The sequence below is a fragment of the Enterobacter sp. FW301-JW81 genome, assembly GCF_058788735.1.
On sequence record NZ_JBYTBA010000003.1, the window covers coordinates 489,176 to 503,387 of the forward strand.

Here is a 14,212-nt window from a genome sequence, read left to right on the forward strand (position 1 = left end):
AAAGGGTAGCAAATTGCTACCCTCTCAAACTCGACTACTCTTCGCTGAACAAATCGCCGCCGTGCATGTCGATCATTTCCAGCGCCTTGCCACCACCACGGGCGACGCAAGTCAGTGGATCTTCTGCAACTACGACAGGAATACCTGTCTCTTCCATTAACAGGCGGTCGAGGTTACGCAGCAGCGCACCACCACCGGTCAGAACCATACCGCGCTCGGAGATGTCGGACGCCAGCTCTGGTGGGCACTGTTCCAGCGCAACCATTACCGCGCTCACGATGCCAGTCAGTGGTTCCTGCAATGCTTCCAGAATTTCGTTGGAGTTCAGGGTAAAGCCGCGTGGAACACCTTCAGCCAGGTTACGACCGCGAACTTCGATCTCACGCACTTCATCGCCCGGATAAGCAGAGCCGATTTCGTGTTTGATACGCTCTGCGGTAGCTTCACCGATCAGAGAGCCGTAGTTACGGCGCACGTAATTAATGATGGCTTCATCGAAGCGGTCACCACCGATACGTACGGAAGAGGAGTACACTACGCCGTTCAGAGAGATAACGGCGACTTCAGTGGTACCACCACCGATATCCACCACCATAGAACCGGTAGCTTCAGAAACAGGCAGACCTGCACCGATTGCCGCAGCCATTGGCTCTTCAATCAGGAACACTTCACGTGCACCTGCACCCTGGGCAGATTCACGAATTGCGCGACGTTCAACCTGGGTTGCGCCAACCGGCACACACACCAGAACACGCGGGCTTGGACGCATGAAGCTGTTGCTGTGAACCTGCTTGATGAAGTGCTGAAGCATTTTTTCAGTCACGAAGAAGTCAGCGATAACGCCGTCTTTCATTGGGCGAATGGCGGCGATGTTGCCAGGGGTACGACCCAGCATCTGCTTCGCGTCATGACCCACTGCGGCCACGCTTTTCGGCGAGCCTGCACGATCCTGACGAATGGCCACAACTGAAGGCTCATTCAATACGATGCCTTGTCCTTTTACATAAATAAGGGTATTCGCGGTACCCAGGTCAATGGACAGGTCATTGGAAAACATGCCACGAAATTTTTTCAACATACTAAGGGATAATCCTGAAAGCTGGGGCGGAAAACAAAATCCGCTTACTTTACCAACCACACGCAGCAGCGACAAGGCGCAAAAATCATCTGCAACGGTGAAAATTTGTGCAGTACGTTTCCTGATGTTACAAAATCATCCCCTGACTCCCTCAGGGCTGAGTAAACAGTAGCGTTCCCCACTGACATTTGTAACCCGTTAAAGGTCGTTCACTGGCTTTTTGCTCGACATACTCAAAGCTACAGGCGCGATATTCTACGTGAAAACAGCGTAAACGGCAGGTCAAACAGAGTATCTTTGCAAATATTTTTTCACGTTGGTGTCAAGCGGTTGAGAGGCAGCAAAAAAATCCCCCTGACCACCCATAACACCGCGCTCTTTTAACATCTGCCATTCGCTTCTGGAGCGCACGCCCGTAGCAAACACTTGTGTCCGCGTTCCCTTGCATGCTTCTACCAGACTCTGTACCAGCAGCTGGTTTTCCGTACGCTTCTCAATATTCCTCACCAGGCCTGGATGTAGCTTTAATAACTCCACATCCAGCTCCTTGATCCAGTTGGTACTGACCAGCGTTAAACCTGCCTGCGTCACCGCGACACGCGCGCCGAGCGCATTGATCAAACGTACCACCGGACGTAACCGGCTGATGTGTTGACCTACATCCGCCTCAGCAAGTTCAAAAATAATGTGTTTGCGTTGCGATTTTTCGCATTGCATTAATGTATCACGCAGCCAGCGCTGAAAACGTGGGCGTATTAACGACTCCACGGTGACCTGTAACGCGAGGTTTTCTTCAGGCCAGAAGGATAAAAACGGAATCAGTCGGGTAATTTGCTGGCGGTCATACTCTTCGGACAACCCAAATTGCAGCACCATCGGCAGATATTCCGCAGAGATAACTTCTTCCGTGCCGTCAAAAATACGACACATCAATTCTCGGTGGTGGACGTTGCCATTTTTCATGACCGCGGGTTTTTGATAAATGCGAGGCCCGCCGCGGCTAAGCATTTGCTCAATCAGCGTTCGCCAGCGCACGTTGCCGCGCCCTTTTTCCGGCAGCGAGTCATCATAAACCGCCCACCCGTTCGCCCCCTGCAGAACGGCGTTGCGGGTGGCGGCTTCGGCGTGTTCCATCACCTGTTCTGCCGATTGTCCGCCGCGCCAGGCGCAGATCCCCATGTGCACCATATCGTCCCTGTCGAGCATTTTGCTCTGCGGCAGCGCATCCACCGCCTTCAGCAGCTGGCTGGCGATGCTTTCAGACTCCTTCAGCGTGCGATGAGGCAGCAATACGGCAAAGTCGCTGCGGTGATAGCGGGCCAGCAGCGCCCCCGGGTAGCGCATAATAAAGGTGGAGAGCAGGTTAATCAGCGTAAAGAGATTTTCTTCCGCGGCCCGCTGTCCCCAGGTATCGCGCAGGAGATCGAAATCGGGCAGGCGAATCATCATCACCACCCCGTGTGTTCCCACCTTTTCCGAATCGTCGAGCAGCGTGGCGAGCTGATTATCAAAGAAAAGGCGGTTGTTCAGGCCGGTTTTATTATCCTGCGCGGCATACGAGCGGATCAGCGTATCCATACGGCTGCGCTGGTCGCTGGCAAACTGGATTTCTGAGAGTAGCGTATCCAGCGCGCTGCTGGCGCGTGAAGGCCATTCATGAACCGAGCCGCGCACCTGCGGGCCGCGTTCACCGTTAAGGATCCGCAAGGAGCGGAGCTCCAGCAGCTCCTGACCAGAAAGCTGGCGCCGCAGCCAGCGGACCGCGAGAAAGATCAGCAGGACAATAAACACCACGGCGACGGTGAGCGGCGCGGTGGTCATCATGGAATGGAAATAGCTGGCCATCGGATCGAGATAGACCATGTGGATGGTCATGCCCGGATTTTTGAGGGAGTGCACCGTCACTTCCCGGTACTGGCTCACCACGCCCGCGGGGCGATAGCTTCCCTGACGTTCATGGCTTAAAACGCGATGCTTTCCCTGCTGAATGTCGATCTGAACAATATCAACAGGTACCATCAACTCATCGAGCTCGCGGGAGAGCGCCGGCAGCGGCGTCGTCAGCAGACGCGTATCAATCACCGATGCGACAGACTGTACCCGGTTGACCAGCTTGTCCTGAATGGCGTTGTAAAAGCTCAGAGAGCAGCCCAGAAGCGTGACAAAAATGGTCAGCCCCGTCAGCAAGGTGATAAAAGCTGAGAACTTCGTCGTTAATCGCATCCTTGAGATTACTCCGTGGGTTGATGGGGTAGCGAGTAAGCGCTAACTTGCATTTCAAATGCGGCATACTACCAAACCTGGTGTATCTGGCAATTTATTGCGTTAAATCGGCACTGCGTTTCCCTGAGCGAGTATAGTCTTCAGAAATTATTTTCCAATCATCTGAGTCGAGAGGACCCCGTATGCAGGCTTTGATCTTAGAACAGCAGGACGGCAAAACGCTTGCCTCAGTGCAGGCGGTTGAAGAGGGTCGCCTGCCGGAAGGCGAAGTAACCGTCGACATCGACTGGTCCAGTTTAAATTATAAGGACGCGCTGGCTATCACCGGTAAGGGTAAAATCATCCGAAATTTCCCTATGGTGCCGGGAATTGATTTCGCTGGCCGGGTTCATACCAGCGAGGATCCGCGCTTCCATCCGGGCCAGCAGGTGCTGCTTACCGGGTGGGGCGTCGGTGAAAATCACTGGGGCGGTCTGGCAACGCAGGCGCGCGTTAAGGGCGACTGGCTGGTGCCGATGCCGAAAGGCATGGATGGCCGCAAAGCGATGATTATCGGCACGGCAGGCTTTACCGCCATGCTGTGCGTGATGGCGCTGGAAGATGCGGGCGTCCGCCCTGAGTCGGGTGAAGTTGTCGTCACCGGTGCCAGCGGTGGCGTCGGCAGCACGGCCGTAACGCTGCTGCACAAGCTGGGCTATCAGGTCGCTGCGGTGTCGGGTCGCGAAAGTACCCACGATTACCTGCGTCAGCTCGGTGCCAGCCGCATTCTTGGCCGCGACGAGTTTGCCGAAACCCGCCCTCTGGAAAAACAGGTCTGGGCAGGTGCGGTGGATACCGTCGGTGATAAGGTGCTGGCAAAAGTGCTGGCGCAGATGAACTACGGCGGCTGCGTCGCAGCCTGCGGACTGGCCGGAGGATTTGCCCTGCCAACCACCGTGATGCCGTTTATTCTGCGTAACGTACGCCTGCAGGGTGTGGATTCCGTGATGACCCCGCCAGCCCGTCGTCTTGAAGCCTGGGAACGGCTGGTGCGCGATCTGCCGGAAATCTTCTATTCCCAGAGCGCAACGGAGATTACCCTCAGCCAGGCGCCGGAATATGCCAGTAAAATCATGGACAATCAGTTCCACGGTCGCGCGCTGGTGAAAATCGCCTAATCTTCAAATTTTCGTGACATATTCGCGCGAGTCCCTCTCCTCCGTCATGCTTAGAAAAACGCATGACGGAGGATGCCATGAAAAACCGAAAACTGACGGAAGCCGACGTAACGTCTGAGTCTGTCTTTATGTTACAGCGCCGCCAGATCCTGAAAATGCTTGGCATCAGCGCCACCGCGCTCACGCTCTCACCGGCGGCACACGCCGACCTGCTCGACTGGTTTAAAGGTAACGATCGGCCAAAGGCGCCTTCCGGCGCACCGCTCACCTTTACGAAACCCGCCCAATGGCAAAATAAACTGACGCTCACGCCGGAAGATAAAGTTACCGGCTACAACAACTTCTACGAATTTGGTCTCGACAAGGCCGATCCTGCAGCCAACGCAGGCAGCCTCAAAACCGATCCGTGGACGTTGAAAATCGAGGGTGAAGTGGCAAAACCCCTGACGCTGGACCATCACGATCTCACCACCCGTTTTCCCCTCGAAGAGCGTATCTATCGCATGCGCTGCGTGGAAGCGTGGTCAATGGTGGTGCCCTGGGTAGGCTTCCCGCTGCATAAACTGCTGGCGATGGCTGAGCCCAACAGCAACGCAAAATATGTCGCTTTTCAGACGCGTTATGCGCCGGACGAGATGCCAGGGCAGAAAGACCGGTTTATCGGCGGCGGGCTGGAGTATCCCTATGTTGAAGGGTTACGTCTCGACGAAGCGATGCATCCCCTTACCCTGCTGACCGTCGGCGTTTATGGCAAAGCGCTTCCCCCGCAGAACGGCGCCCCCATCCGTTTAACCGTACCGTGGAAATATGGCTTCAAAGGGATTAAATCTATCGTCAGCATTAAGCTCACTCGCGAACGTCCGCCAACCACCTGGAATCTGGCGGCGCCGGACGAATACGGTTTCTTCGCAAACGTGAATCCGCATGTGGATCACCCGCGCTGGTCGCAGGCAACCGAGCGTTTTATCGGTTCCGGCGGTGCGCTGGACGTTAAGCGCCAGCCTACGCTGCTGTTTAACGGCTATGCGGATGAAGTGGCCTCTCTCTACCGTGGTCTGAATTTACGGGAGAATTTCTAAGTGCGTTTAACGGCAAAGCAGATTACCTGGCTGAAGGTGCTCCTGCACCTGGCCGGGTTACTTCCTTTTATATGGCTGTTCTGGGCCGCCAGCCAGGGGCTCTTTAGCGCAGATCCGGCCAAGGATATTCAGCATTTTACGGGTCGGATGGCTCTGAAATTTTTGCTGGCGACCTTGCTCGTCTCGCCGCTGGCGCGCTACGCTAAACAGCCATTATTGATACGAACCCGTCGTCTTTTGGGGCTATGGTGTTTTGCCTGGGCGACGCTGCACCTTACCAGCTATGCCCTGCTGGAACTGGGCATTAACAATCTGGCGCTGCTGGGCCGCGAACTGGTGACACGTCCTTATCTGACGCTGGGTATCGTGAGCTGGCTGGTTTTACTGGCGTTAGCGCTGACGTCTACGCAGTATGCGCAGCGTAAGCTCGGCAGGCGCTGGCAACTGTTGCACAACTTCGTCTATCTTGTCGCGATCCTCGCACCCATTCATTACCTGTGGTCGGTGAAGATCCTCTCGCCTCAGCCAGTCCTTTACGCACTGGCGGCCGTGGCGCTTTTAGCATGGCGTTACAAGAAGTTCCGCCAGTGGTTGCGATAGTTCGCGAAACTGTGCGTTTTCCCGCAGATTCCCCGTCAACCGCAAATCTTTTTCGGATAGCGGTTGATAATCTTCCCTGATAAGACCAGTATTTAGCTGCTAAATGCTACGAAATCGTTATAATGTGCGACCTTGGTTCGCCTGACAGCGGTTTTAAGCCTCTGAAAAGGTGACAATTGCGCTTCGAAGGTATATTTTGTTTTTTACCGGAAAATCGCAGGAGATGGCAGCACAATGACTGATAAGTTCCATATCTTAGTTTTGAACGGACCGAACCTGAACATGCTCGGCACCCGTGAGCCAGAGAAGTACGGCACGCTGACATTGAGTGAAATTGTTAACCGTCTGGGAACGGAAGCAGCGTCACTGAATGTGGATTTGGATCATTTTCAGTCGAATGCGGAGTACGCACTCATCGACCGTATTCATCAGGCTAAAGACACTGTGGACTATATCCTGATTAATCCGGCCGCGTTTACGCACACCAGTGTTGCTATCCGCGACGCACTGCTCGCGGTGAGTATCCCGTTTATCGAGATCCACCTGAGTAATGTGCACGCCCGAGAGCCGTTCCGCCACCATTCGTATCTTTCGGATATCGCTGCTGGCGTTATCTGCGGACTGGGCGCTGACGGCTATTCATACGCTTTACAGACAGCGGTAAAACGCTTGTCACAATCACACTAAACAAGAGTACGGAACCCACTCATGGATATTCGTAAGATTAAAAAACTGATCGAGCTGGTTGAAGAATCAGGCATCTCCGAACTGGAAATTTCTGAAGGCGAAGAGTCTGTACGCATCAGCCGTGCAGCCCCAGCCGCTAGCTTCCCGGTAATGCAGCAGGCTTATGCTGCGCCAGTGCAGCAGCCTGCGCTCTCCGCAGCCGTTGCACCAGCAGCTGAAGCCGCACCTGCCGCTGCAGCAGAAATCAGTGGTCACATCGTACGTTCCCCAATGGTTGGTACTTTCTACCGCACCCCGAGCCCGGACGCGAAGGCGTTCATCGAAGTGGGTCAGAAAGTCAACGTAGGCGATACCCTGTGCATCGTTGAAGCGATGAAAATGATGAACCAGATCGAAGCAGACAAATCAGGTACTGTGAAAGCGATTCTGGTCGAAAGTGGTCAGCCGGTTGAATTTGACGAGCCGCTGGTCGTCATCGAGTAACGAGGCGAACATGCTGGATAAAATTGTTATCGCCAACCGCGGCGAGATTGCTCTGCGTATTCTTCGTGCCTGTAAAGAACTGGGCATCAAGACCGTCGCTGTGCACTCAAGCGCGGATCGCGATTTAAAACACGTATTGCTGGCGGATGAGACGGTCTGTATTGGCCCGGCTCCGTCCGTAAAAAGCTATCTGAACATCCCGGCTATCATCAGCGCCGCTGAAATCACCGGCGCGGTGGCAATTCATCCGGGTTACGGCTTCCTCTCTGAGAACGCCAACTTTGCTGAGCAGGTTGAACGCTCTGGCTTTATCTTCATCGGCCCGAAAGCCGACACCATCCGCCTGATGGGCGACAAAGTGTCTGCGATCACCGCGATGAAAAAAGCCGGTGTTCCAACCGTACCAGGCTCTGACGGCCCTCTGACCGACGACATGGATGCTAACCGTGCTCATGCTAAACGCATTGGCTACCCGGTTATCATCAAAGCGTCCGGCGGCGGCGGCGGTCGCGGTATGCGCGTTGTGCGCAGCGATGCTGAACTGGCTCAGTCCATCTCCATGACCAAAGCTGAAGCGAAAGCCGCTTTCAGCAATGACATGGTGTACATGGAAAAATACCTGGAAAACCCACGCCACATCGAAATTCAGGTGCTGGCAGACGGACAGGGTAACGCCATCTATCTGGCAGAACGTGACTGCTCCATGCAGCGTCGTCACCAGAAAGTGGTCGAAGAAGCACCAGCACCGGGCATTACCCCGGAACTGCGTCGCTACATCGGCGAGCGTTGCTCCAAAGCGTGTGTCGATATCGGCTATCGCGGTGCGGGTACCTTCGAGTTCCTGTTCGAAAACGGCGAGTTCTACTTCATTGAAATGAACACCCGTATTCAGGTTGAACACCCGGTTACCGAAATGATCACCGGCGTTGACCTGATCAAAGAACAGCTGCGCATCGCCGCAGGACAGCCGCTGTCCATCAAGCAGGAAGAAGTTGTGGTGAAAGGCCATGCGGTAGAGTGCCGTATCAACGCCGAAGACCCGAACACCTTCCTGCCAAGCCCGGGTAAAATCACGCGTTTCCACGCGCCGGGCGGCTTTGGCGTGCGCTGGGAGTCTCATATCTACGCCGGTTACACCGTACCGCCGTACTATGACTCAATGATCGGCAAGCTTATCTGCTATGGCGAAAACCGTGACGTGGCGATTGCCCGCATGAAGAACGCCCTGCAGGAGCTGATCATCGACGGAATCAAAACCAACGTTGATCTGCAGATGCGTATCATGAGCGACGAGCACTTCCAGAATGGTGGAACCAACATCCACTATCTGGAGAAAAAACTCGGTCTGCACGAGAAGTAATACAGCATCTTTGCTAAAAGGCCGGATTTTCCGGCCTTTTTTATTTCTGGGGCCTGGAAAGCCTCATCATGTACAATCCCCGCTTTCTTCATCCACAAGGGACAAACAATGGACAAACGTTTTGTTCAGGCCCATAAAGAAGCGCGCTGGGCGCTGTGGCTGACCCTTCTCTATCTCGCAGCATGGTTAGTGACCGCTTACTTACCTGATTCCGCTATCGGCATAACCGGCCTGCCGCACTGGTTTGAAATGGCCTGTCTGCTGGTACCGCTGATTTTCATTCTGCTCAGCTGGCTGATGGTGCGCTTTATCTTCCGCGATTTCCCGCTGGAGGATAGCGATGCAAACTGAAATTATCACCGTGCTGATTGTCTATTTGATCGTGGTGTTTGGCCTCTCTTTCTATGCCATGCGCAAACGCAGCACCGGTTCGTTTCTGAGCGAATATTTCCTCGGCAGCCGTTCCATGGGCGGGTTTGTGCTGGCGATGACGCTGACCGCCACCTATGTGAGCGCCAGTTCGTTCATCGGCGGACCTGGAGCGGCTTACAAATACGGGCTCGGCTGGGTATTGCTGGCCATGATCCAGGTGCCCACTATCTGGCTGTCGCTGGGCATTCTGGGCAAAAAATTTGCTATTCTCGCCCGCCGCTATAACGCCATTACGCTTAACGACATGCTGCAGGCACGCTATCAGAGCCGAGCGGTGGTCTGGATCGCCAGTATCAGCCTGATTGTTGCCTTTGTCGGCGCTATTGCCGTTCAGTTTATTGGCGGCGCGCGATTGCTGGAAACGGCGGCGGGTATCAAGTACGAGACCGGGTTGCTCATCTTCGGGATCACGATTGCGCTGTACACCGCGTTTGGCGGCTTCCGGGCCAGCGTGCTGAACGACACCATGCAGGGTATGGTGATGCTGATAGGCACTCTTGTGCTGCTGGTTGGCGTCATCTATGCGGCCGGCGGATTGCACAATGCGGTGCAAACGCTGGAACAGATCGATCCTAAACTGGTCAGCCCCCACGGTGCAGATGATATCCTGACGCCGGCGTTTATGACCTCCTTCTGGGTGCTGGTCTGCTTTGGCGTAATCGGCCTGCCTCACACGGCCGTGCGCTGTATCTCCTATAAAGACAGCAAAGCCGTTCACCGGGGGATTGTGATTGGTACCGTCGTTGTCGCGCTTCTGATGCTGGGCATGCATCTGGCGGGTGCGCTGGGACGGGCGGTTTTACCCCACCTGACCGTGCCGGATCAGGTCATTCCTACGCTGATGGTGCAGGTGCTCCCGCCGTGGGCCGCAGGATTGTTCCTTGCTGCACCGATGGCGGCCATCATGTCCAACGTTAACGCCCATCTGCTGCAGGCTTCTGCCACCATCATCAAAGATCTGTGGCTTAGCGCGCGTCCAGCTAAAATGCATAATGAGCAAAAGCTTAAACGCATCTCGACCTGGACCACGCTGGTGCTCGGCATTCTGATGATGTTAGCCGCATGGCGCCCGCCGGAGATGATCATCTGGCTGAATCTGCTGGCGTTTGGCGGCCTTGAAGCCGTTTTCCTGTGGCCGCTGGTGTTAGGGCTCTACTGGGAACGCGCGAACGCTGCGGGCGCGCTGAGCGGCATGATAGTCGGCGGTGTGCTGTATGCCGTTCTCGCTACGTTTAAAATTCAGTACCTGGGCTTCCATCCGATTGTGCCTTCGTTACTGCTAAGTTTACTGGCGTTTGTGGTGGGGAACCGTTTCGGTCAGCCCGCGCCACAACCCGCTATGATTTCATCTGATAAATAAAGAGTTTTGCCATGCCGTGGATCCAACTAAAACTGAACACAACCGGCGCTAACGCCGAGGAACTGAGCGATGCGCTGATGGAGGCCGGCTCGGTCTCTATCACCTTCCAGGACACGCATGACACGCCGGTCTTTGAGCCACTGCCGGGTGAAACCCGCCTGTGGGGCGACACCGACGTTATTGGTCTGTTTGATGCCGAAACCGACATGAAAGAAGTGGTCGCGATTCTGGAAAATCATCCTCTGCTGGGCGCGGGCTTTGCACACAAAATCGAACAGCTTGAAGACAAAGACTGGGAACGCGAGTGGATGGATAACTTCCACCCGATGCAGTTCGGCAAACGCCTGTGGATCTGCCCAAGCTGGCGCGATGTTCCCGATGAAAGCGCGGTTAACGTGATGCTCGACCCGGGCCTGGCGTTTGGTACCGGCACCCATCCAACCACGTCCCTGTGCCTGCAGTGGCTGGATGGTCTGGATCTTGACGGTAAGACGGTGATCGACTTCGGCTGTGGATCCGGGATCCTCGCGATTGCCGCCCTGAAGCTGGGCGCGGCAAAAGCCATCGGGATCGATATCGATCCGCAGGCAATTCAGGCCAGCCGCGATAACGCAGAACGCAACGGCGTCTCCGATCGTCTGGAGCTGTATCTGCCGGATGCGCAGCCAGAAGCCATGAAGGCCGATGTGGTGGTCGCAAACATTCTGGCGGGCCCGCTGCGCGAGCTGGCCCCGTTAATCAGCGTGCTGCCCGTTGAGGGCGGTCTGCTGGGGCTTTCCGGCATTCTTGCAAGCCAGGCTGACAGCGTGTGTGAAGCTTATGCCGATCTCTTTGATCTCGACCCGGTGGTGGAAAAAGAAGAGTGGTGTCGTATCACCGGCCGTAAAAAATAAGAATCTGGCGTGGTCATCTGACCACGCCCTTCTCCTCCGATACTTTTCTCTCCTCCGGTCATTCTTCGGTAATATACCCCTACAAATCATATTGATTTGTATTACAAAAATTCACCGGAAGAATATGATGAAACACATTACAGGCAAGGCAGCGCTGCTGACGCTGAGCATGATCTCGGCTTCAGCATTCGCATCACACTGGGGCTACGAAGGAAATAGTTCACCGGAACACTGGGGCGAACTGGACGAGGCATACAAGACCTGTCAAAACGGAATGAACCAGTCTCCCATTAATATTGATTCGACCGTTGACGCCCATCTCTCCCCGCTACAAACGCACTACATTGATGGCCCCGTGACGCTGACAAACAACGGCCATACCATTCAGGCCAGTGAACCGGCTGATACCCGCGATACCCTTACTCTGGATAAGCAAACCTGGACTTTACAGCAGTTCCATTTCCACGCGCCGAGCGAAAACACCGTTCACGGCAAGAGATATGCGATGGAAATGCACCTGGTTCATAAAAATGCCGGCGGAGAACTGGCGGTGGTGGCGGTCATGTTCGATAAAGGGACCGCAAACCCGGAGCTTGAAAAACTGTGGAGCGTTATGCCTCAGCTGGCCGAGCAGAACGTATCCATCAAAGGTAATCTCAACCTGAACGCTCTGCTGCCGAAAGATAAAACGTACTGGCGCTTTAGCGGTTCACTGACCACCCCACCGTGCTCAGAAGGCGTCACATGGATTGTGCTTAAGCACCCCATGACGGTTTCTGCAGAACAGCTCGAAAAATTCACCCATACCCTGCACCACGATAATAACCGTCCGGTACAGTCGCTGCATGGGCGTGTTGTGGTCGAATAAGACGCATTTTTCGCCTGACGATCATGTTCTAAAATGCGACGCAGATCGCAAAGAAGCGGGATAATCTGCTGCTAAAAACAGCAGATTATCCCGCGTCAGTGACGCATTTATTCAGAAATGATGAGAAGTTACGGGAAATTGTAAGCGTCCATAAAATAACCATTCCTGCATAACATAATGATTTAAATAATGAATAATTTTGAACGGACAGATTGAGCGGCGATTCCTTGATCTACAACAGTGGATTGTTCAAAGTTTGGCCTTTCATCTCGTGCAAAAAATGCGTAATATACGCCGCCTTGCAGTCACAGTATGGTCATTTCTTAACTCATGCGCATCGGACACCACCAGCTTAGAAATCGCCTGATCGCAGCCCCAATGGCAGGTATTACAGACCGGCCGTTCAGGACGCTGTGTTATGAGATGGGAGCCGGTTTAACCGTATCCGAGATGATGTCGTCTAACCCGCAGGTTTGGGAAAGCGATAAATCCCGCCTTCGGATGGTGCACGTTGATGAACCAGGTATTCGCACCGTGCAAATTGCCGGAAGCGTGCCTGAAGAAATGGCAGATGCCGCGCGGATTAACGTGGAAAGTGGTGCCCAAATTATTGATATTAATATGGGGTGCCCGGCCAAAAAGGTGAATCGCAAGCTTGCAGGTTCAGCCCTTCTGCAATACCCCGACCAGGTGAAATCTATCCTGACGGCGGTTGTCAGCGCAGTGGACGTTCCTGTTACGTTGAAGATTCGCACGGGTTGGTCGCCGGAACACCGTAACTGTGTAGAAATTGCCCAACTGGCCGAAGATTGTGGCATTCAGGCCCTGACCATTCATGGACGCACTCGCGCCTGTTTGTTCAACGGTGAAGCTGAATACGACAGCATTCGGGCAGTTAAGCAGAAAGTTTCCATTCCGATTATCGCGAATGGCGACATAACTGACCCGCTTAAAGCCAGAGCTGTACTCGACTATACGGGAGCTGATGCTCTGATGATAGGACGTGCCGCTCAGGGAAGACCCTGGATCTTTCGGGAAATCCAGCATTATCTGGACACTGGGGAGCTGCTTGCCCCGCTGCCGCTGGCAGAGGTAAAGCGTTTGCTTTGCTCGCATGTTCGGGAATTGCATGACTTTTATGGTCAGGCAAAAGGGTACCGAATTGCGCGTAAACACGTCTCCTGGTATCTCCAGGAGCATGCTCCAGATGACCAGTTTCGGCGCACATTCAACGCCATAGAGGATGCCAGCGTACAGCTGGAGGCGTTGGAGGCATACTTCGAAAATCTTGCGTAATGAAATAAAGAGCTGACAGAACTATGTTCGAACAACGCGTAAATTCTGACGTACTGACCGTATCTACCGTAAACTCTCAGGATCAGGTAACTCAAAAGCCCCTGCGTGACTCGGTTAAACAGGCACTGAAGAACTATTTTGCTCAACTGAATGGTCAGGATGTTAATGATCTGTATGAGCTGGTACTGGCTGAAGTTGAACAGCCACTGTTGGACATGGTGATGCAATACACCCGCGGTAACCAGACCCGCGCTGCGCTGATGATGGGTATCAACCGTGGTACTCTGCGTAAGAAACTGAAAAAATACGGCATGAACTAATTTCGGTTAGCGAAATGCTTGTTTAAAAAGGCGCTACCTGGCATGGGGATGCGCCTTTTTTATTTCCTTCCCCTCTCCGTCAACGCTTTGTAAACCTTCGCTTATCCCGCTTTTAAAGCGCGTCTTTTCGTGTATATTTTCCCCCACTCTACTGGCGCTCTTCTCGCGGAATGACACAATGATTCGTAAATACTGGTGGCTGGTTGTCTTTGCAATCTCCGTTCTCATCTTCGATACGCTCCTGATGCAGTGGATTGAACTGATGAGCACCGAGTCCGATAAGTGTCGCAATATGAACTCCGTGAATCCGCTGAAATTAGTGAACTGCTCAGAGCTCGACTAACCGCCCGATCGCGCAAACCTCCCCCTTATTACC

General features: G+C 54.1%; 15 protein-coding genes. 13 read left to right on the top strand and 2 right to left on the bottom strand.

Annotated elements, in window-relative coordinates; genetic code table 11:
- Positions 1-34 precede the first annotated feature (34 nt).
- Both mreB and csrD read right to left on the bottom strand, forming a co-directional pair.
- Positions 35-1,078: a rod shape-determining protein MreB gene (gene mreB / locus AC3WOK_RS13350; RefSeq protein ID WP_000913396.1), complete on the bottom strand. Its 1,044-nt coding sequence runs from the start codon at positions 1,076-1,078 to the stop codon at positions 35-37.
- 282 nt (positions 1,079-1,360) lie between these two features.
- Positions 1,361-3,301 carry an RNase E specificity factor CsrD gene (gene csrD, locus AC3WOK_RS13355; RefSeq protein ID WP_059312139.1) on the bottom strand — a complete coding sequence of 647 codons (1,941 nt, stop codon included), beginning with the start codon at positions 3,299-3,301 and terminating at the stop codon, positions 1,361-1,363.
- Positions 3,302-3,483: 182 nt separating this feature from the next.
- On the opposite strand from csrD, the gene acuI reads away from it, so the two are divergent.
- From acuI to AC3WOK_RS13420, 13 genes are all read left to right on the top strand, one after another.
- Complete coding sequence (gene acuI / locus AC3WOK_RS13360; RefSeq protein ID WP_063957249.1) at positions 3,484-4,458, top strand: acrylyl-CoA reductase (NADPH); 975 nt, start codon at positions 3,484-3,486, stop codon at positions 4,456-4,458.
- Positions 4,459-4,535: 77 nt separating this feature from the next.
- Positions 4,536-5,537 carry a protein-methionine-sulfoxide reductase catalytic subunit MsrP gene (gene msrP, locus AC3WOK_RS13365; protein WP_059312137.1) on the top strand — a complete coding sequence of 334 codons (1,002 nt, stop codon included), beginning with the start codon at positions 4,536-4,538 and terminating at the stop codon, positions 5,535-5,537.
- Positions 5,538-6,137 (top strand): protein-methionine-sulfoxide reductase heme-binding subunit MsrQ, encoded by a 600-nt coding sequence (msrQ, locus tag AC3WOK_RS13370; protein ID WP_059312136.1) that lies wholly within the window; start codon positions 5,538-5,540, stop codon positions 6,135-6,137.
- 234 nt (positions 6,138-6,371) lie between these two features.
- Positions 6,372-6,824 carry a type II 3-dehydroquinate dehydratase gene (aroQ, locus tag AC3WOK_RS13375; protein ID WP_032642454.1) on the top strand — a complete coding sequence of 151 codons (453 nt, stop codon included), beginning with the start codon at positions 6,372-6,374 and terminating at the stop codon, positions 6,822-6,824.
- Positions 6,825-6,845: 21 nt separating this feature from the next.
- On the top strand, positions 6,846-7,307 hold the full coding sequence (gene accB / locus AC3WOK_RS13380) for an acetyl-CoA carboxylase biotin carboxyl carrier protein (protein ID WP_010436174.1): 462 nt from the start codon (positions 6,846-6,848) through the stop codon (positions 7,305-7,307).
- Between the two features lie 10 nt (positions 7,308-7,317).
- Positions 7,318-8,667 carry an acetyl-CoA carboxylase biotin carboxylase subunit gene (gene accC, locus AC3WOK_RS13385; protein ID WP_010436177.1) on the top strand — a complete coding sequence of 450 codons (1,350 nt, stop codon included), beginning with the start codon at positions 7,318-7,320 and terminating at the stop codon, positions 8,665-8,667.
- A 108-nt stretch (positions 8,668-8,775) separates the two neighbouring features.
- Positions 8,776-9,018, top strand: a complete 243-nt coding sequence (locus tag AC3WOK_RS13390) for a YhdT family protein (RefSeq protein ID WP_032659654.1) — start codon at positions 8,776-8,778, stop codon at positions 9,016-9,018.
- Entirely contained in the window at positions 9,008-10,459 is a 1,452-nt protein-coding gene (panF, locus tag AC3WOK_RS13395; protein ID WP_059312133.1) for a sodium/pantothenate symporter, read from the top strand. Before AC3WOK_RS13390 ends, panF begins: the two co-directional genes overlap by 11 nt.
- 11 nt (positions 10,460-10,470) lie before the next feature.
- The gene (gene prmA / locus AC3WOK_RS13400) at positions 10,471-11,352 is read left to right on the top strand and encodes a 50S ribosomal protein L11 methyltransferase (protein WP_047347656.1); all 882 of its coding nucleotides are present in this window, start codon (positions 10,471-10,473) and stop codon (positions 11,350-11,352) included.
- Positions 11,353-11,479: 127 nt separating this feature from the next.
- Positions 11,480-12,220: a carbonic anhydrase gene (locus tag AC3WOK_RS13405; protein ID WP_059312132.1), complete on the top strand. Its 741-nt coding sequence runs from the start codon at positions 11,480-11,482 to the stop codon at positions 12,218-12,220.
- 330 nt (positions 12,221-12,550) lie between these two features.
- Positions 12,551-13,516, top strand: coding sequence for a tRNA dihydrouridine synthase DusB (dusB, locus tag AC3WOK_RS13410; protein WP_047347654.1), 966 nt, complete (start codon positions 12,551-12,553; stop codon positions 13,514-13,516).
- Positions 13,517-13,539: 23 nt separating this feature from the next.
- The gene (gene fis, locus AC3WOK_RS13415) at positions 13,540-13,836 is read left to right on the top strand and encodes a DNA-binding transcriptional regulator Fis (RefSeq protein ID WP_000462905.1); all 297 of its coding nucleotides are present in this window, start codon (positions 13,540-13,542) and stop codon (positions 13,834-13,836) included.
- A gap of 178 nt (positions 13,837-14,014) precedes the next feature.
- Positions 14,015-14,179 (top strand): DUF2556 family protein, encoded by a 165-nt coding sequence (locus AC3WOK_RS13420; protein WP_492354648.1) that lies wholly within the window; start codon positions 14,015-14,017, stop codon positions 14,177-14,179.
- The last annotated feature ends 33 nt before the right edge of the window (positions 14,180-14,212 follow it).

Excerpts from the sequence above, each read along its gene's own strand:
- mreB (WP_000913396.1), bottom strand. The coding sequence starts at position 1,078 with ATGTTGAAAAAATTTCGTGGCATGTTTTCCAATGACCTGTCCATTGAC.
- csrD (WP_059312139.1), bottom strand. The coding sequence starts at position 3,301 with ATGCGATTAACGACGAAGTTCTCAGCTTTTATCACCTTGCTGACGGGG.
- acuI (WP_063957249.1), top strand. The coding sequence starts at position 3,484 with ATGCAGGCTTTGATCTTAGAACAGCAGGACGGCAAAACGCTTGCCTCA.
- msrP (WP_059312137.1), top strand. The coding sequence starts at position 4,536 with ATGAAAAACCGAAAACTGACGGAAGCCGACGTAACGTCTGAGTCTGTC.
- aroQ (WP_032642454.1), top strand. The coding sequence starts at position 6,372 with ATGACTGATAAGTTCCATATCTTAGTTTTGAACGGACCGAACCTGAAC.
- accB (WP_010436174.1), top strand. The coding sequence starts at position 6,846 with ATGGATATTCGTAAGATTAAAAAACTGATCGAGCTGGTTGAAGAATCA.
- accC (WP_010436177.1), top strand. The coding sequence starts at position 7,318 with ATGCTGGATAAAATTGTTATCGCCAACCGCGGCGAGATTGCTCTGCGT.
- AC3WOK_RS13390 (WP_032659654.1), top strand. The coding sequence starts at position 8,776 with ATGGACAAACGTTTTGTTCAGGCCCATAAAGAAGCGCGCTGGGCGCTG.
- panF (WP_059312133.1), top strand. The coding sequence starts at position 9,008 with ATGCAAACTGAAATTATCACCGTGCTGATTGTCTATTTGATCGTGGTG.
- prmA (WP_047347656.1), top strand. The coding sequence starts at position 10,471 with ATGCCGTGGATCCAACTAAAACTGAACACAACCGGCGCTAACGCCGAG.
- AC3WOK_RS13405 (WP_059312132.1), top strand. The coding sequence starts at position 11,480 with ATGAAACACATTACAGGCAAGGCAGCGCTGCTGACGCTGAGCATGATC.
- dusB (WP_047347654.1), top strand. The coding sequence starts at position 12,551 with ATGCGCATCGGACACCACCAGCTTAGAAATCGCCTGATCGCAGCCCCA.
- fis (WP_000462905.1), top strand. The coding sequence starts at position 13,540 with ATGTTCGAACAACGCGTAAATTCTGACGTACTGACCGTATCTACCGTA.
- AC3WOK_RS13420 (WP_492354648.1), top strand. The coding sequence starts at position 14,015 with ATGATTCGTAAATACTGGTGGCTGGTTGTCTTTGCAATCTCCGTTCTC.